Origin of the sequence: Luteimonas sp. J29 (assembly GCF_000472505.1) — a bacterium.
Taxonomy (GTDB): Bacteria; Pseudomonadota; Gammaproteobacteria; order Xanthomonadales; family Xanthomonadaceae; genus Luteimonas.
Genome location: NZ_AWZR01000001.1, coordinates 235,843 through 252,458, shown reverse-complemented (window position 1 = coordinate 252,458; position 16,616 = coordinate 235,843). Strand labels below are relative to the sequence as shown.

Here is a 16,616-nt window from a genome sequence, read left to right as displayed (position 1 = left end):
GCTAGTCCTCGGGCCCCTCCGGGACCACCACCTTCTCCGGGTCCACCGCCAGGCGGCCCGCCATCAGCACCGCCTGGGTGCGGTTGGAGGCGCCGAGCTTGCGCAGGATCGCGCTCATGTGGGCCTTGATCGTGGCCTCGGACACGCCGAGCTCGTAGCCGATCTGCTTGTTGAGCATGCCCGAGCCGAGCATCTGCAGGACCCGGAACTGCTGCGGCGTGAGCTCGCGCACGCGCGCGGCGATCTCCTGCTCGTCCGGGCCGATGCGCGGCGCCGTGTCGGCCACCTCGGGCACCCAGCGGTCGCCGTCGAGCACCCGGCGCAGGGCCGTGCCCAGCAGCTCGGCGTTGGACGACTTCGGGATGAAGCCCATGGCGCCGTGGTCGAGCGCGCGCCGGATCACCGCCGGCTCCTCGCGCGCCGACACCATCACCACCGGCAGCTGCGGGTGCAGGCCGCGCAGGTGGACCAGGGCGCTGAAGCCCTGGGCGCCGGGCATGTTGAGGTCGAGCAGGAGCAGGTCGGCGTCGGGGTGCGCGTCGGCCATCGCGTACAGGCCGTCGGCGTTGTCGGCTTCGTAGAGCTCGGCCTCGGGGATCACGCGGACCACCGCGCCGCGCAGGGCTTCCCGGAAGAGCGGATGGTCGTCGGCGACGAGGATCGTGGTCATGGGGGATGGGGGTATCGGTCCTGGGTACTGCCACGGGCGGCGGGTGGCGGAAGGCGGGCCCTCCGCCGCCCGTCGCGTGTCCTTACGCGCCCCTGCGGTTCTTCACCAGCGAGTCGACCACGGTCGGATCGGCCAGGGTGCTGGTGTCGCCGAGCTGGTCGGGCTGGTTCTCGGCGATCTTGCGCAGGATCCGGCGCATGATCTTGCCCGAGCGCGTCTTCGGCAGGCCGGGCGCCCACTGCAGGAAGTCGGGCGAGGCGATCGGCCCGATCTCCTTGCGCACGTGCGCGACCAGCTCCTTGAGCAGCTCGTCGCTTTCCACCTCGCCGGCCACCAGGGTCACGTAGGCGTAGATGCCCTGGCCCTTGATGTCGTGCGGGAAGCCGACCACGGCGGCCTCGGCCACCTTCGGGTGCGAGACCAGGGCGCTTTCCACCTCGGCGGTGCCGATGCGGTGGCCGGAGACGTTGATGACGTCGTCGACGCGGCCGGTGATCCAGTAGTAACCGTCCTCGTCGCGGCGGCAGCCGTCGCCGGTGAAGTACATGCCCGGGTAGGTCTTGAAGTAGGTGTCGATGAATCGCTGGTGGTCGCCGTAGACCGTGCGCATCTGCCCCGGCCAGGAATCGAGCAGGACCAGGTTGCCCTCGGCCGCGCCCTCGAGGATCTTGCCGTTGGCATCGACCAGGGCCGGCTGCACGCCGAAGAACGGCAGCGTCGCCGAGCCGGGCTTGAGGTCGATCGCGCCGGGCAGCGGCGAGATCAGGATGCCGCCGGTCTCGGTCTGCCACCAGGTGTCGACGATCGGGCAGCGGCCGTCGCCGACCACCTCGTGGTACCAGCGCCAGGCCTCGGGGTTGATCGGCTCGCCGACGCTGCCGAGCAGGCGCAGGCTCGCGCGCGAGGTCTTCTTCACCGGGTCGGCGCCCTCGCGCATCAGCGCGCGGATCGCGGTCGGCGCGGTGTAGAAGATGGTCACCTTGTGCCGGTCGACGACGTTCCAGAAGCGCGAGAAGTCGGGGTAGTTGGGCACGCCCTCGAACACCAGCGAGGTCGCGCCGTTGGCCAGCGGGCCGTACACGATGTAGCTGTGGCCGGTCACCCAGCCCACGTCGGCGGTGCACCAGTAGATGTCGTCCTCGCGCAGGTCGAACACCGCCTCGTGGGTGTAGGCCGCGTACAGCAGGTAGCCGCCGGTGGTGTGCAGCACGCCCTTGGGCTTGCCGGTGGAGCCGGAGGTGTAGAGGATGAACAGCGGGTCTTCCGCGTTCATGCGCTCGGGCTCGCATTCCCCGGGCTGGCCGTCGACCACGGCGTCGTACCAGCGGTCGCGCGGCATCTGCATGTCGACCGCGGCGCCGGTGTGGCGCACCACCAGCACCGTCTCCACGCTCTGGGTGCCGGGCATCTTCAATGCCGCGTCGACGTTGGCCTTGAGCGGCACCTTGCGCCCGCCGCGCAGGCCCTCGTCGGCGGTGATGATCAGCTTGCTGCCGCAGTCGGCCACGCGATCGGCGATCGAGTTCGGGGCGAAACCGCCGAACACCACCGAGTGGATCGCGCCGACGCGGGCGCAGGCGAGCATCGCCACCGCCGCCTCGACGATCATCGGCAGGTAGATCGTGACCCGGTCGCCCTTCTTCACCCCGAGGCTGCGCAGCGCGTTGGCCAGCTTGCACACGCGCGCGTGCAGCTCGCGGTAGCTGACGTGCTTGGGCTCGGCGGCCGGATCGTCCGGCTCCCAGATCAGCGCGGTCTTGTCGCCGCGGGTGGCCAGGTGGCGGTCGAGGCAGTTGACGCTGGCGTTGAGCTCGCCGTCCTCGAACCAGCGGATCCGGAAGTCCTCCAGGTCGTAGCTGACGTCCTTGATCTTCGTCGGGGCCCGGTACCAGTCCAGGCGGGCCGCGGCCCGGCCCCAGAACGCCTCCGGGTCGCTGACCGAGGCCTGGTAGTCCCGTTCGTAGGTGGCGCGGTCGATGCGCGCGCGCGCCGCGAAGTCCGGCGGCACAGGGTAGAGGTCACTCATCTCGTCCTCCCAAGGCAATCAAAGTCCAACGGATCGGTTCCACGCATGAGTTTGCCGCATCCGCGCATGTTGCGTTGCAGCACAACGCTAGGACTTTGGTCGCAGCCCCGCCCCCTCCTACCAAAGACGAATAGGCACCGCCCGCGGCCGCGCGCAGCCTCCCCACGTTGGGCGTTCTTCACTTGTCTCTGGGAGGGGAATCGATGAAAAGACGCAATCCGATGCGGCCGCTGGCGCTCGCCATGTCGCTGGCCCTGGTCGCCCCGGGGGTGGCGTTCGGGCAGACCGCGAAGGAGAAGGAGCTGGAGGCGCGCATCGCCCAGCTCGAGGCCCAGGTCCAGGCGCTGCTGCAGCAACAGCAGCAGACCGAGGCCGCGGTGGCCGCGACCAAGACCGAGCTCGACGAGGTCCGGGTGGCCACGGCAAGCGACGGCAAGCCCGCGATCCAGCGCTCGCCGATCCTGACCGCCGGCAACCCCGGCAGCGTGTTCTCGTACGGCGGCTTCATCAAGCTCGACGCGATGGTCACCGACACCAGCGACGGCGCGATCGCCGAAGGCTCGGCCGGCCGCATGTTCTACGTGCCGAGCACGATCCCGGTCACCGCCAACGGCGCCGAGCCGGACACCGATCCGTACACCGACTTCCACGCCGCGTTCTCCCGCTTCTGGCTGGCGGCCGACTGGACCAGCGAGGGCGGCGACAAGTTCCGCGGCTTCATCGAGGCCGACATGTTCGGCGGCGGCACCGCCAACCTCGGCAACGAGGTCTCGACCAACACCCACGGCATCACCATCCGCCACGCCTACGTGACCTGGAACAAGTGGCTGGCCGGCCAGACCTGGTCCAACTTCCAGGACGTCGCCGCGCTGCCCGAGGCGGTCGACTTCGTGGGCGTCACCGAAGGCACCACCTTCGTCCGCCAGGCCCAGGTGCGCTACACCAACGGCCCGTGGTCGGTGGCGCTGGAGAACCCGCAGACCACGGTCAGCACCGTGGCCACCGCGGCGCGCAACAACGCCGGCGGCAGCGACCTGCTGCCCGACCTCACCGCGCGCTACGTGATGAAGGGCGACTGGGGCCACTTCAGCATCGCGGGCCTGCTGCGCCAGCTCAAGTCGGGCGACGAGAGCGACACCGGCGCCGCGGTCAGCCTGTCGGGCCGGTTCAACCTCGGCGCCAGCGACGACATCCGCTGGATGGCCAGCTACGGCTCGGGCATCGGCCGCTACCTCGCCTTCGGCTTGGGCGCGGACGCCGCGCTCGACGCCAACGGCAACCTCCACGCGCGCGACGGCGGCGGCGGCTTCGTGGCCTGGCGCCACGCCTTCTCGCCGAAGCTGCGCTCGAACCTGATGTACTCGGTGGCCGAGTTCGACAACGACCGCAGCCTGGCCGGATGGGGACCGGCCAGCTGGGCCGAGGTCGAAAGGGCGCAGTCGTTCCACGCCAACCTGATCTACTCGCCGTTCCCGAAGCTGGACGTCGGCGCGGAGGTCAGCTGGGGCCAGCGTGAGCTCGAGGACGACCGCAAGGGCGACCTCAAGCGCTTCCACACGACCATCAAGTACTCCTTCTGACCCGGGGAGAGCGGGCCGCCGCCGGCTGGCGGCGGCTTCGCCGATCCCGGGCACCAGGAACCACCCAGCGTTCGAACCCGAAGTTCCTCGGAGGTGTTTCAGACATGAGTTCAGCCACAGAACATTGGCGCAAGACCCGGAACCTCACGATCACGCATCTCGTGATCTGGTTCTTTTTCGCGTTCGTGATCCACTGGTTCGCGCACGACCTGAGCGAAGTCCGCTTCTTCGGCTGGCCGCTCGGCTACTACATGGCGGCCCAGGGGTCGCTGATCGTGTTCGTCGTCCAGCTGTTCCTGTTCAGCCGGCAACAGCACGCCATCGACGTCAAGTACGGCGTCCACGAAGACGAAGACTGACCACCAGGGGATAACGTCATGGCACTCCAATTCGAAGGCAAGACCTTCATCCAGAGCCTGCCCAAGATCTACGGGATCTACACGGGCGGGTTCCTGCTGTTCTTCTTCGCGATGGCACTGCTGGAGAAGTTCGGGCTGAGCGCGCGTGCGATCGGCCTGTGCTTCGTCGGCTTCACCATCTTCATCTACGCGTTCATCGGCATCCTCTCGCGCACGGCGGCGGCGGATGCGTACTACCTCGCCGGCCGCTCGGTGCCCCCGGTGTTCAACGGCATGGCGACGGCGGCGGACTGGATGTCCGGCGCGTCGTTCGTGGCGATGGCCGGCGGCATCTTCATGTCGGGCTATCCGTACCTCGCGTTCGTGGTCGGCTGGACCGGCGGCTACATCCTCGTGGCCACGCTGATGGCGCCGTACCTGCGCAAGTTCGGCTGCTACACGGTGCCCGACTTCATCGGGACCCGTTACGGCGGCAAGCTGTCGCGCTTCTGCGCCATCATCGTGCTGATCGTGGCGTCGTTCACCTACGTGACCGCGCAGATCACCGCCACCGGCACCATCGCGGCGCGCGCGTTCCTGATCCCGTTCGAGGTGGGCTGCTGGCTGGGCCTGGCCGGCATCCTGGTGTGCTCGATGCTCGGCGGCATGCGCGCGGTGACCTGGACCCAGGTGGCCCAGTACATCGTGCTGATCGTGGCTTACATCCTGCCGATCGTGTGGATGTCGGGCGCGCAGGGCTTCGGCTGGTTCCCGCAGTTCCAGTACGGCCCCGCGGTGGCGCACATCCAGGAGCTCGAGCCGGTGCTGGGCGTCGGCACCCCGCCGACCGACACCGTGGCCGGTCTCTCGGCCCTGACCACCCTGCACGCGTCGCCGAAGGAAGGCGCGATGGCAGCGTGGCAGTTCGTGACCCTGGCGTTCTGCATGATGGTCGGCACCGCGTCGCTGCCGCACATCCTGATGCGCTACTTCACCACCCCGTCGGTCAAGGCCGCGCGCTCGTCCGTGGCCTGGTCGCTGTTCTTCATCTTCCTGCTGTACTTCTCCGCGCCGGCCCTGGCCACGCTGAGCAAGCTGTCGCTGTTCGATCCGCAGCTGGCCAGCTCGATCTTCGGCAAGGCCATCGCCGACGTCGAGGCGCTGGGCTGGGTGAGGAACTGGGGCGAGATCGGCCTGGTGGCGATCCGCGACTCCAACGGCGACGGCATCCTGCAGGTCAACGAGTTCTTCCTGAACCCCGACATCATCGTGCTGGCCACCCCGGAATTCGCCGGCCTGCCGTACGTGATCTCGGGCCTGGTGGCGGCCGGCGGCCTGGCCGCGGCGCTGTCCACCGCGGACGGCCTGCTGCTGGCCATGGCCAACACCCTGTCGCATGACCTGTACTACAAGATCATCGACCCGAAGGCCGAGACCAAGCGCCGCATCATGACCGCCCGCGTCCTGCTGCTGGTGATCGGTGCGGCCGGCGCTGCGGTGGCGGCGATGCGGCTCGAGGGCATCCTCGGCGCCGTGGCCTGGGCGTTCTGCTTCGCGATGTCCGGCCTGTTCGCCCCGCTGGTGCTGGGCGTGTGGTGGAAGCGCGCCAACCGCCCCGGCGCCATCGCCGGCATGGTGGTCGGCCTGGCCGCCGGCTGGGGCTACCTGCTCGCGGTGCGCAACGGCATGGAGCCCTGGTTCGGCCTCGACCACCTGCGCTTCGGCGTGGTCGGCGTGGTCGCCAGCTTCATCGCGATGATCGTGGTCACCCTGGTGACCCCGGCGCCGGACGAGGAGACCCAGCGGATGGTCGACGAGGTCCGCATTCCGCGCGGCGAGGCGCTGGTGCGCCACCACTGATCCATCCGCGGACACGCAGTACCCACCCGATGCCGGGGGAGGCAACTCCCCCGGCATCCTTGTTTGTGAGAGCATGGCCGAAGGGGCCAGTCGCGGGAGGAGCCGCAACTCGATGGTGACCGGAGTACCGCTGTACGCAGTCGTGATCGACTACCTGCTGGGCATGGTGATGTGGACCCTGATCGGTCGATTCGGCATGCGCCTGTTCCTGCCCGAGGACAGCCAGTTCTTCTTCAACCGGTTCTTCGTCAAGGCCACCGACCCGCTGATCCGGCTGTTCAAGCCGATCACGCCCGGCTTCCTGGTCGATGCGGTGGTTCCGCTCTACGTGGCCTGGTTCTTCTTCATGGCCCGCTTCTACGTCATGCCCTGGCTGCTGGGCTATTCGGTGATGGGCATGCTGTCGTTCCCGCTCGAAGGCCAGGCCGCGCAGGGCCTGTACTGGATCGCCAACAAGCTGCTGTCGGGCGGCTGAGCCGCCACGGCATCGCGAACGCGCCGGCCCGGTGCCGGCGCCTTCGCGTTCAGGGCTCGAACGCCGCGTCCACCGCCTTTGCGTCGAGCAGGTCGCGCAGCTCGAAGCGGACCTCCTTCCAGCGGAAGCGCACCGAGTTGCGCACGATGTCGGCGTCGAGCTCCATCAGCGTCTTCACGATCGGCGCGTGCCGCACCAGCGCCTCCGGGCTCTCGTGGAAGCAGCCCTCGTCGTCGCCGATGCGCGACCACGGCGTGAGCGCGATCCGCGCGCGCACCTGCTGGGCGTGCTCCGCGAAGCCCTCGTCGGCCTCGGCCGGGATCCCGGCCTTCTCCAGCACCTGGTCGACCAGGCGCCGCATCAGCATCCCCACCCGCTCCTCCGGCATGCCGCGGCTGGCGAGCAGGCCGCCGGAGAACGCCCCGAGGTCGGACAGGCAGGCCAGCCACACGCGCCACTTGGCGGCATTGAGCAGCTCGACGAAGCCGTCGTTCTCGAACAGTTCCGGATAGCGCTGGCCGGCGCGGGTGCGCATGTAGCCGTACAGGCTGGTCTGGGCGATGAAACTGGCGCGGGTGTCGAGGAAGTCGCGCAGCGCCTGCGGGTCGCGAATCGGCATCCGGCGCACCCGGTTCCCGATGCCGAGGTACTGGCGCACCATCGACAGGAAGCCGCCGAAGCGCGCCAACGGGCCGTGCGAGGTCTGGTCCTGGTTCATCCGTCGGTGTCGTGCGGGAATGTCGTGACTTTGAACGAAGCCGCGGCGCTAGTCGAGGTCGCGCAGGCGCACCTTCTCCCCCCCGCCCATGGCCTCGACCTGGGCAAGCAGCAGCTCGGCGCAGGCCATGGCGTCGGCCGCGGCCGAGTGCTGGCTGTGCGGCGGCAGGCCGTGGCGCGCGCGCGCGGCGGCGAGGGTGAACATGCCCTCGGCGTCGGCGCGTCCGCGGTCGCCGCCGGCGAGCAGGGTCCGGGCCAGCGCGAGGGTGTCGATGAACGGGTTGGGCAGCGGCACGCCGCCATGGCGGCGCAGCAGCGCGCGCAGGAAGCCGCGCTCGATCCCCGCCGCATGCGCCACGATCGCGCGCCCGGCCAGCGCCGGCAGCAGCTCCTCGAGCAGCGCGCGCTCGTCGGCGGCGCCGGCCAGGTCGCTGTCGAGCAGGCCGTGGATGGTCGCGCTCTGGCCCACGCCGGCATCGTCGCGCGGCCGCACCTTCACCTCGCGCGCCGCGCCCATGCGCAGGCGGCCACCGTCGATCGGTACCCAGCCGGCGGACAGGATCTGGTCGCGGGCCGGGTCCAGGCCCGTGGTCTCGAAATCCAGCGCCACCGCCGGCAGCTGCTCGAACGGGGTCGAGGACGTGGGCAACGGCGCCTGCAGCGCCTGCTGCTGCACCGGCAACCGGCACTGGCGCAGCGCGCGCCGGCGCCGCCATTCGCGCCACGGGCTCACGGGAAATCCTGCCTGAGCGCTTCCTGGGCCTCGCGCACCACCACGAACGCGTCGCGCAGCGCGGCGCGGTCGGCGTGGCTGATCCGGCGCACGTCCAGATGGTTGTGCAGCTCCACGCCGCGGCGCGCCTGGTCGGCGTGCAGCTCCACGCGCAGGCCGCACAGCAGGCGGTAGGCGCCGTCGAGGCGGTCGCCGTGGCCGCGGTCGATCGCCCCGCGCGCCACCAGCGCCGTGATCCGGTCGCGGGTCGCGGGCACCGTGATGCCGGCGTGCAGTGCGCGCACCCGCACCAGGTCGGTCAGCGGCATCAGGCCCGAGGCCTTGATGTCGAGGGTCTCGCGGTGTTCGCCGCGGCGCTCGAGCACGAAGCGGCGGAAGAAGCCCAGCGGCACGTCGTAGCTCGCGGCCTGGTGGGCGAGCGCGGTCAGGAACACCGCCTTGCCGCTGCCGCTCGCGGCCTCGGCCATGGCCTCGCGGATGCGCGCCACCAGGCCGGCGTCGCCGTCGATGCCGCGCAGGTCGAAGAAGATGCTCACCCGCAGCACGCCCTCCGGGTCGGGCAGGCCGGACCAGCGTTCGAAATGGCGCAGCCAGCCCGACAGCGGCTGCCGCCACTGCGGCGTCGTGGCCATGATCCCGCCCGGGCAATAGGTGTAGCCGCAGGCATGCAGGCCGTCGCACACGAACCGCGCCAGCCCGGCGAAGTAGTCGTCGGCGCCCGCGGGCGCGTCGTCGGCATAGACGATGCCGTTGTCCTGGTCGGTGCGCAGGCTCTGCTCCTCGCGCGCCTGGGAGCCGAATGCCAGCCACGCCCATGGCGCCGGCGCCGGCCCGAGCTGCTCCTGCGCGAGCACGATCAGCCGCCGCGCCACCGCGTCGGCGATCGTGCTCATCACCCGCGGCACTTCCTCCGGACGCAGGCCCGAGGCGAGCATCAGCTCGAACAGGCGCGGGATGCGCTGGCACAGTTCGGCCACCGCCTCGGGCGTGGGCTGCTTGTGGATCCGCGCGGCCAGGTACAGCGGATGCTGGGTCTGCAGGTTGAGCAGGTCGCGGGTGGTGACCATGCCCACGACGCTGCCGTCGCGCAGCAGCGGCAGGTGGTGGATGCCGCGCGCGGCCATCGCCACGATGCCCGAGAGCACCGGGCTGTCGGCCTCGAGCGCGAGCGGCGACGGCGTCATCACCTCGGCGACCGGCGTGGACGGGTCGAGCGCCCTGGCCACGACGCGGTTGCGCAGGTCGCGGTCGGTGAGGATGCCGTCCGGCCGCCCGTCCTCGCCCACCAGCAGCGAGGACACGCCGTGCTCGGACATGGTCCGCGCGGCCTCGGACACCGGCGTGGACGGCGGCACCGACAGCGGCCCGCGCCGGACCAGGTCGCCGAGCGGGGTCATGAACAGCATGCTGCTCTGGCCGCCCGGCAGGCGGCCCTCGAGCGCCGCCACCAGGCGCTGCTCCAGGCTGCGGATGAAGTACTCGTCGAACTCGCGCGAGCCCGCGCGCAGGTCGTCGAACTCGGCCAGCGGCATGCACCACAGCAGCGAGTCCTCGATCAGGGTATTGGTGAACTGGACCGGCTGGCCGCCGAGCAGGGCCTGCAGGTCGAACACGTCGCCCTCGCCGTAGCGTCCGACCAGGTTGCCGTCGGCGTCGTGCACCTCGACCGCGCCGCGCCGGATCAGGTACAGGGTGTCGCTGCGTTCGCCGATGCGCAGCACCACGGTCCCGGCGCGCCGGTACACGGCCTGGAACGCGGCCGCCGCGCGACGCAGCGCCGCCGGTTCCAGCCGGTCGAACGGCGGGGTCTGGGCGAGGAACCCTTCGACGTCGGCCAGCGGGCTGTCCATGCCGGGATGGTAGCGCCGCGACCCCCGCGCCGACGGCGGGGCTAGACCAAGGTCGAGGCCGGCGGTGGACGCCGCGGCGCCGGGCGGGCATGGTGGCAGCCGCAGCGCCGGACGCCCCCTTTGCCGATGAACCAGGCCGACACCGCCATCCCCCGCTTCGCCGACCCGCTCGCGCTCGACGAGCCGCACCGCAGCGCCAACGCCAATTCCATGCGCCAGCTGGTGCTGGTGCGCTGGATCGCGGTGGTCGGCCAGCTGGTCACCATCGCGCTGGTGCACTGGGGCCTGGGCATCGCCCTGCCGCTGGCGCCGATGTTCACCGCGGTCGGGGTGCTGGCGCTGTTCAACCTGGTGGCGATGCTGCGCCCGCGCCGGCGCGTGACCAACACCGCGCTGCTGGTCGGCCTGCTGGTGGACGTGGCGACCCTGACCGTGCAGCTGTACCTGTCGGGCGGGATCGCGAATCCGTTCGTGTTCCTGTACCTGCTGCAGGTGGTGCTGGCGGCGGAGCTGCTCAAGGCCTGGTCGGCGTGGCTGGTGGTGGCGCTGACCTGCGCCTGCGTGATCGGGCTGACGCTGTTCCCGGGCCCGGTGCACCTGCCCGGCGGCCCGCTCGGCGGCCTCGACAACCCCTACCTGTTCGGCCTGCTGCTGTGCTTCGCCCTGATCGCGGTGCTGCTGGTGGTGTTCATCATCCGCATCCGCCATATCATCCGCGCCCGCGACGCGCGCCTGGCCGCGATGCGCCAGCGCGCGGCCGAGGAGGAGCACATCGTGCGCATGGGCCTGTTGGCCTCGGGCGCGGCGCACGAACTGGGCACGCCGCTGGCGACGATGGCGGTGATCCTCGGCGACTGGCAGCACCTGCCGCAGTTCGCGTCCGAGCCGGAGCTGCTCGAGGACGTCACCGAGATGCAGGCGCAGGTGCTGCGCTGCAAGGCGATCGTCTCCAACATCCTCGCCACCGCCGGCGAGACCCGCGGCGAGGAGCCGCGCGGCACCACCCTGCGCGCCTTCCTCGACGACCTGGTCGACGAGTGGAAGCGCAGTCGCGCGGTGCGCGGCTTCGAGTACCACGACCGGATCCAGCGCGACGCCGCGATCGTCTCCGACGCCGGCCTGCAGCAGATGCTGTGGAACATCCTCGACAACGCGCTCGAGGCCTCGCGTTCGCGGGTGGAGATGGAAGCGACGCTGTTCGAGGACGCGCTGGTGCTCACCGTGCGCGACGACGGCCCCGGCTTCCCGCCGGAGATGATCGAGCGCATCGGCAAGCCCTACCAGTCCAGCAAGGGCGCGCCGGGCCGCGGCCTGGGCCTGTTCCTGGCGGTGAACGTGGCCCGCACCCTGGGGGGTACCATTACCGCCAACAACGAGCCCGCCGGCGGCGCCGCGGTGACCGTCACCCTGCCGCTGCCGGCGCTGTCGCTGGAGCAGGAGGACGAGTGAACACAGAAGGCCGCAAGCTGCTGATCGTCGAGGACGATGCCGCGTTCGCGCGCACCCTGAGCCGTTCGTTCGAGCGCCGCGGCTACGTCGTGCGCCACGCCGCCAGCCTCGACGCCATGCAGGAGGTGCTCGCCGACGGCTACGCACCCACCCACGCCGTGGTCGACCTCAAGCTCGCCGCGGGCAGTTCGGGCCTGGCCTGCGTCAAGGCGCTGCACGCGCACGACCCCGGGATGAAGATCGTGGTGCTCACCGGCTACGCCAGCATCGCCACCGCGGTGGAGGCGATCAAGCTCGGCGCGCACCAGTACCTGGCCAAGCCGTCCAACACCGACGACATCGAGGCCGCCTTCGCCAGCAGCGGCGACGGCGACACCGGCGTGCCGCTGACCCGGCGCCAGACCTCGATCAAGACCCTGGAGTGGGAGCACATCCACGAAGCGCTGGCCGCGGCCGACTTCAACATCTCCGAGGCCGCGCGCCAGCTCGGGATGCACCGCCGCACCCTGGCCCGCAAGCTCGAGAAGCGGCGGGTGAAGTAGCGGTTGCCGCGCGCCGCGGCAGCCGCCAAGATGCGGGCGGGGAGTGTCCAGGTCCCGGGGAGGGTCGTCGCGATGGGGAACCGCACGATCGCGTGCGCATGCGCGCTGCTGCTGGTGCTGATGGCCACGCTCGCCGGCTGCGGGCGCGACGGGGAAGAGGCGCAGCGCAAGCCGCCGCCCACGCCAGCCGAGACCGTGCGCCTGCTCACCGGCCACCTCGCCGACGGACAGCTCGACGCGTTCGCCCGCGACGCGGTGCCGCCCGAGCTGCACGCAAGCCTGCAGCAGGCCTGGCGCGAGGGCCGCACGCGCTGGCCGCTCGACCAGCTGCCGTTCGCGCCGCACATCCCGCGCGCGATGGCGGTCCTGTCCGCGCCCGATGCCGAACGCGACCTGCAGCAGGCCTTCGACCGCCAGCTCGCCAACACCAGCCTGGCCGCGGCGGCGGAGTTCCTGACCATCTTCACCACCCAGTACATCAGCCGCCAGGGCGACTTCAGCGACGCCGAGCGCGAGCACTACCCCCAGCTGGTGCAGGCTTTGGGCACCTGGGCGGCGCAGGCGCCGCTGGGCGACCGCGCACGCGCGCAGGCCGCGATCGCGGCGCTGTCGTCGGCCGCGCGCGAGGCCGCGCTCGACACCGACGCGGCCTTCGCCGAAGCGGGGCTGGACGACGGCCTGCGCCGCATCTCGCGCATGGCCACGACCCTGCTCGATGCGCTCAAGGCCTACGGCCTCGACCTGCCTGCCGACCTGCGCGCGATGGACGTGCAGCTGCAGTCGCAGACCGGCGACGTCGCGCTGGTGCGGATGCAGTACACCGTGGCCGGCAGCCCCATCGACACCGTGGTCCAGCTCGAACGCCACGACGGCCGCTGGTACGTCAGCGACTTCCTCCGCCACGCCCGGGACGCCCTCCAGCGCCGGGCCCCGGACCCCGCCCCCGGGCCGCCGGCAGACGCAGGCAGCGAAGCCCCCGCGGCCTGAGTCGGCACCGTCGCCGGCCTGGACTGACGAGGGCCGGTGGTGAGCGCGTTGCCCAGCCTGCACGCAGGCTCTTCCGCCACTTGCGGGAGTGGCGCGGGGAGAGCTGGCGTGGGGCCGCATCAGCGCGCCGCGCTCGACGGTCTCGCGTCGGACACTGCCCCCATCCCAACCTTCCCCCGCAAGCGGGGGAAGGCGCCGGTGCGCGGGGAGAAGGTTCAGACCAGGCTCCCTCCCCCGCGTGCGGTGGAGGGCAGGGGTGGGGGCCGCATCAGCTTGCCGCGCCCTCACCGGGCCAGGACGCTGATCCCCACCAGCACCATGAACACCGCGAACACGCGCTTGAGCGCCGTGCCGCTGATGGCGTGCGCCAGGCGCGTGCCCAGCGGGGCGGCCAGCACCGAGGCCAGCGCGATCCCGATCGCCGCCGGCAGGTACACGTAGCCCACCGCGTGCGCCGGCAGCGCGCCGTCCGGCGCATGCACCGCATAACCCGCGGCGCTCGCGATCGCGATGAACACGCCGCAGGCCGACGACGTGCCCACCGCGCGCACCGGCTGCACGCCACGCCAGACCAGCAGCGGCACGGTCATGCTGCCGCCGCCGATCCCGACCACGGCCGAGACCGCGCCGATCCCGCTCCCGGCCGCCGCCATCGGCCAGCCGGTCGGCACCACCGCGTCCCCGGCCACGCCGCCGCGCGGGCCGCCGAAGGCCATCTGCGCCGCGACCACGAAGCAGTACAGCGCCACGCACCAGCGCAGCACCTCGCCCTGCACCGCGACGGCGAACCAGCTGCCCAGCCAGCCGCCCAGCAGCAGGCCGGGCACCATCCAGGCCACGGTCGGCCACAGCACGCTGCCGCGCGCGTTGTGCGCGCGCGCCGAGGACGCGCCGGTCAGGATGATGCTCGCCAGCGAGCTGGCCAGCGCGGTGTGCATCACCGCGTCGGCCGGGATCCCGTGCGCCGGCAGCAGCCACACCAGCGCGCCGATCAGCACCAGCCCGCCGCCGATGCCGAGCAGGCCCGCCATCACGCCGGCGGCCACGCCCAGCAGCGGGAACATCCACCAGCCCTCGATCATCGGAATGCCCCCGCGCACGGGCGGCGGCCTGAAAAGTCGTTCATCGGGCGCTGGCTATAGTCGGCGGCATGTGGAAGCAGCCCCGTATCGTACTCGCCGCGCTGGCCCTGCTGGCCGCGCCGCTCCTGCGCGCGCAGGACGACGCCACCCTGCGCGCAGCCTTCGAGGCCGCCGAACGCGGCCTGCCGCCGCCGGCGCTGCCCGCCGACCACCCGGTCCGGCCGTGGGTCGAGATGGCCACGCTGCGCAAGGACATCGACACCCTGCCCGCGGCGCGCGCGCAGGACTTCCTCAAGCGCCACGCCGGCCAGCCGGTGGCCGAGGCGTTCCGCGAGGCCTGGCTGCGCTCGCTGCTCAAGCGCAAGGACTGGACCACGTTCCGCGCCGCCTGGTCGCCGGCGATCAAGGACACCACGCTGCGCTGCGGCGACCTGCAGGCGCGGCTCGCGGCCGGCGCCGCCGACGCGCAGTGGACCGCCGATGCCCAGGCGATCTGGCGCAGCAGCGGCAAGTCGCTGCCCGACGCCTGCGATCCGGTGTTCGACGCCCTCGCCGCGCGCGGCGGCCTGACTGACGCGCTGCGCTGGGAGCGGATCGAACTGGCCGCCGCCGAATGGGAACCGGGCGTGATGCGCGCCGCCGCCCGCGGCCTGCCCGCCGAGCAGCTGGCGCTGGCCAACGACTACGCCGCCTTCGTGCAGGCGCCGCACCCGCGCGCCACGCAATGGCCGAAGACCGCGCGCAGCCGGCTGGTCGCCTCGCACGGACTGGCGAAGCTGGCCAAGGACGACCCGCTCGCCGCCGAGGCGCAGCTGCCGGCGATCGCGCAGGCGCTGGACTTCACCGAGGCCGAGCGCGGCCGCGTGCTGTACCAGGCCGCGCTGTGGACGGTGGCGTCGTACCTGCCCGATTCGGCGCGCCTGCTGGCGCTGGTGCCCGACTCGGCCTACGACGAACGCCTGCACGAGTGGCGCGTGCGCGAGGCGCTGTCGCGCGGCGACTGGAAAGCGGCGCTGGATGCGCTGCGCAGGATGGATCCGAAGCAGCGCGACAGCTCGCGCTGGACGTGGTTCGAGGCGCGCATGCTCGAACTCACCGGCGACCGCGAAGGCGCCCGCGCGCTGTTCGCCAGGGCCGCCTCCCGCCCCGACTTCCACGGCTTCCTCGCCGCCGACCGCCTCGACCGTCCCTACGCGCTGTGCCCGCTGATGCCCGACTGGAGCGACGCGGAGAAGGCGGCCGTCGCCGCCGACCCTGCCCTGGTGCGCGCCATGGCCCTGTTCCGCGCCGACCGCAGCGGCTGGGCGACCCGCGAGTGGAACGACGCGCTCACCCGCTTGGACGACCGCCAGCGCCGCATCGCGGTGCAGGTGGCGCAGGAGCACGGCTGGTTCGACCGTGCCGTGTTCAACCTCGGCAAGGTGCCCGAGGAGCAACGCCTGTACACGCTGCGCTTCCCGATCCACCACGCCGACCTGATCGAACGCGAGGCGCGCAGGAACGGCCTCGACCCCGCCTGGGTGGCCGCCGAGATCCGCGCCGAGAGCACCTTCAACCCCCGCGCCCGCTCCCCGGCCAACGCACGCGGCCTGATGCAGGTGCTGCCAAGCACCGGCGCCGCGGTCGCGCGCCGCCTGGGCCTGCCCTGGGGCGGCGCCGAGAGCCTGTACGACCCGGCCACCAATATCACCCTGGGCACCGCCTACCTGCGCGAGAAGGAAGCGATGTACGGCAAGCCCTACGTGGCGATCGCCGCCTACAACGCCGGCCCGACGCCGACCTCGCGCTGGCTGTCGCAGCGCGGGCACATGGACCCCGACATCTGGATCGAGACCATCAGCTACCGCGAGACCCGCGAATACGTGGCGCGCGTGCTGGCCTTCAGCGTGCTGTACGACTGGCGCATGTTCGGCACCGCGCGTCCGGTGAGCGAACGCATGCTGGGCGCCGCTGCGGGCAACGGCAAGCGCAAGCGCTTCGAATGCCCCGCGCCGGACGCGGCACCGCAGGCCGGCTGAGACTGCGCGAGGCTCCGCCCGCCAGTCCCTCCCATATGCAGCCCCCTCCCCCGCTTGCGGGGGAGGGCCGGGTTGGGGGCCGCATCAGATCGCCGCGCTCGACGATTCCGCGTCGGACATTGCCCCCATCCCACCTTCCCCCCGCAAGCGGGGGAAGGAGCTGGTGCGCGGCGAGAAGGTCGAGATCACGCCCCCTCCCCCGCGTTCGGGGGAGGGCCGGGGTGGGGGCCGCATCAGATCGCCGCGCCCAACGGTCTCGCGTCGGACACTGCCCCCATCCCAGCCTTCC

14 protein-coding genes are annotated in these 16,616 nt (G+C 71.7%); 8 read left to right on the top strand and 6 right to left on the bottom strand.

The window, feature by feature from the left end; genetic code table 11:
• Position 1: 1 nt before the first annotated feature.
• On the bottom strand, positions 2 to 670 hold the full coding sequence (locus tag LUTJ29_RS0101050) for a response regulator transcription factor (protein WP_027070916.1): 669 nt from the start codon (positions 668 to 670) through the stop codon (positions 2 to 4).
• An 82-nt stretch (positions 671 to 752) separates the two neighbouring features.
• Positions 753 to 2,696 carry an acetate--CoA ligase gene (acs, locus tag LUTJ29_RS0101045; RefSeq protein ID WP_027070915.1) on the bottom strand — a complete coding sequence of 648 codons (1,944 nt, stop codon included), beginning with the start codon at positions 2,694 to 2,696 and terminating at the stop codon, positions 753 to 755.
• Between the two features lie 203 nt (positions 2,697 to 2,899).
• Between acs and LUTJ29_RS0101040 the strand changes: the two genes are divergently transcribed.
• The 4 genes from LUTJ29_RS0101040 (at position 2,900) to LUTJ29_RS0101025 (ending at position 6,949) form a co-directional block, all read left to right on the top strand.
• Complete coding sequence (locus LUTJ29_RS0101040) at positions 2,900 to 4,276, top strand: DcaP family trimeric outer membrane transporter (protein WP_027070914.1); 1,377 nt, start codon at positions 2,900 to 2,902, stop codon at positions 4,274 to 4,276.
• A gap of 104 nt (positions 4,277 to 4,380) precedes the next feature.
• A complete protein-coding gene (locus LUTJ29_RS0101035; RefSeq protein WP_027070913.1) occupies positions 4,381 to 4,635 on the top strand; it encodes a DUF4212 domain-containing protein in 255 nt (84 codons plus the stop codon).
• 18 nt (positions 4,636 to 4,653) lie between these two features.
• On the top strand, positions 4,654 to 6,474 hold the full coding sequence (locus LUTJ29_RS0101030) for a sodium:solute symporter family protein (RefSeq protein WP_027070912.1): 1,821 nt from the start codon (positions 4,654 to 4,656) through the stop codon (positions 6,472 to 6,474).
• A gap of 112 nt (positions 6,475 to 6,586) precedes the next feature.
• Positions 6,587 to 6,949 (top strand): hypothetical protein, encoded by a 363-nt coding sequence (locus tag LUTJ29_RS0101025; RefSeq protein WP_027070911.1) that lies wholly within the window; start codon positions 6,587 to 6,589, stop codon positions 6,947 to 6,949.
• A 49-nt stretch (positions 6,950 to 6,998) separates the two neighbouring features.
• Here the strand turns inward: LUTJ29_RS0101025 and LUTJ29_RS15665 are convergent, their stop codons facing one another.
• The 3 genes from LUTJ29_RS15665 to LUTJ29_RS0101010 are packed head-to-tail and all read right to left on the bottom strand — an operon-like array spanning position 6,999 to position 10,249.
• Positions 6,999 to 7,667 carry a hypothetical protein gene (locus LUTJ29_RS15665; RefSeq protein ID WP_051322565.1) on the bottom strand — a complete coding sequence of 223 codons (669 nt, stop codon included), beginning with the start codon at positions 7,665 to 7,667 and terminating at the stop codon, positions 6,999 to 7,001.
• 48 nt (positions 7,668 to 7,715) lie between these two features.
• Positions 7,716 to 8,399: an exonuclease domain-containing protein gene (locus LUTJ29_RS0101015; protein ID WP_027070910.1), complete on the bottom strand. Its 684-nt coding sequence runs from the start codon at positions 8,397 to 8,399 to the stop codon at positions 7,716 to 7,718.
• Complete coding sequence (locus LUTJ29_RS0101010) at positions 8,396 to 10,249, bottom strand: DUF294 nucleotidyltransferase-like domain-containing protein (RefSeq protein ID WP_027070909.1); 1,854 nt, start codon at positions 10,247 to 10,249, stop codon at positions 8,396 to 8,398. The genes LUTJ29_RS0101015 and LUTJ29_RS0101010 overlap by 4 nt, the downstream gene beginning before the upstream one ends.
• Before the next feature lie 126 nt (positions 10,250 to 10,375).
• On the opposite strand from LUTJ29_RS0101010, the gene LUTJ29_RS15660 reads away from it, so the two are divergent.
• The 3 genes from LUTJ29_RS15660 (at position 10,376) to LUTJ29_RS15655 (ending at position 13,227) form a co-directional block, all read left to right on the top strand.
• Positions 10,376 to 11,698, top strand: a complete 1,323-nt coding sequence (locus LUTJ29_RS15660) for an ATP-binding protein (RefSeq protein ID WP_051322564.1) — start codon at positions 10,376 to 10,378, stop codon at positions 11,696 to 11,698.
• A complete protein-coding gene (locus tag LUTJ29_RS0101000; RefSeq protein ID WP_027070908.1) occupies positions 11,695 to 12,240 on the top strand; it encodes a response regulator transcription factor in 546 nt (181 codons plus the stop codon). The genes LUTJ29_RS15660 and LUTJ29_RS0101000 overlap by 4 nt, the downstream gene beginning before the upstream one ends.
• Before the next feature lie 72 nt (positions 12,241 to 12,312).
• The gene (locus LUTJ29_RS15655; protein ID WP_043740002.1) at positions 12,313 to 13,227 is read left to right on the top strand and encodes a hypothetical protein; all 915 of its coding nucleotides are present in this window, start codon (positions 12,313 to 12,315) and stop codon (positions 13,225 to 13,227) included.
• A gap of 284 nt (positions 13,228 to 13,511) precedes the next feature.
• On the opposite strand, the gene LUTJ29_RS0100990 is transcribed toward LUTJ29_RS15655, so the two are convergent.
• Positions 13,512 to 14,309, bottom strand: coding sequence for a sulfite exporter TauE/SafE family protein (locus LUTJ29_RS0100990; protein ID WP_027070907.1), 798 nt, complete (start codon positions 14,307 to 14,309; stop codon positions 13,512 to 13,514).
• Positions 14,310 to 14,377: 68 nt separating this feature from the next.
• Between LUTJ29_RS0100990 and LUTJ29_RS0100985 the strand changes: the two genes are divergently transcribed.
• Entirely contained in the window at positions 14,378 to 16,327 is a 1,950-nt protein-coding gene (locus LUTJ29_RS0100985) for a lytic transglycosylase domain-containing protein (protein ID WP_027070906.1), read from the top strand.
• Positions 16,328 to 16,616: the final 289 nt, after the last annotated feature.

Bases quoted from the DNA above. Each gene is read 5' to 3' on its own strand.
- LUTJ29_RS0101050 (WP_027070916.1), bottom strand. From the start codon at position 670: ATGACCACGATCCTCGTCGCCGACGACCATCCGCTCTTCCGGGAAGCC.
- acs (WP_027070915.1), bottom strand. From the start codon at position 2,696: ATGAGTGACCTCTACCCTGTGCCGCCGGACTTCGCGGCGCGCGCGCGC.
- LUTJ29_RS0101040 (WP_027070914.1), top strand. From the start codon at position 2,900: ATGAAAAGACGCAATCCGATGCGGCCGCTGGCGCTCGCCATGTCGCTG.
- LUTJ29_RS0101035 (WP_027070913.1), top strand. From the start codon at position 4,381: ATGAGTTCAGCCACAGAACATTGGCGCAAGACCCGGAACCTCACGATC.
- LUTJ29_RS0101030 (WP_027070912.1), top strand. From the start codon at position 4,654: ATGGCACTCCAATTCGAAGGCAAGACCTTCATCCAGAGCCTGCCCAAG.
- LUTJ29_RS0101025 (WP_027070911.1), top strand. From the start codon at position 6,587: ATGGTGACCGGAGTACCGCTGTACGCAGTCGTGATCGACTACCTGCTG.
- LUTJ29_RS15665 (WP_051322565.1), bottom strand. From the start codon at position 7,667: ATGAACCAGGACCAGACCTCGCACGGCCCGTTGGCGCGCTTCGGCGGC.
- LUTJ29_RS0101010 (WP_027070909.1), bottom strand. From the start codon at position 10,249: ATGGACAGCCCGCTGGCCGACGTCGAAGGGTTCCTCGCCCAGACCCCG.
- LUTJ29_RS15660 (WP_051322564.1), top strand. From the start codon at position 10,376: ATGAACCAGGCCGACACCGCCATCCCCCGCTTCGCCGACCCGCTCGCG.
- LUTJ29_RS15655 (WP_043740002.1), top strand. From the start codon at position 12,313: ATGGGGAACCGCACGATCGCGTGCGCATGCGCGCTGCTGCTGGTGCTG.
- LUTJ29_RS0100990 (WP_027070907.1), bottom strand. From the start codon at position 14,309: ATGATCGAGGGCTGGTGGATGTTCCCGCTGCTGGGCGTGGCCGCCGGC.
- LUTJ29_RS0100985 (WP_027070906.1), top strand. From the start codon at position 14,378: ATGTGGAAGCAGCCCCGTATCGTACTCGCCGCGCTGGCCCTGCTGGCC.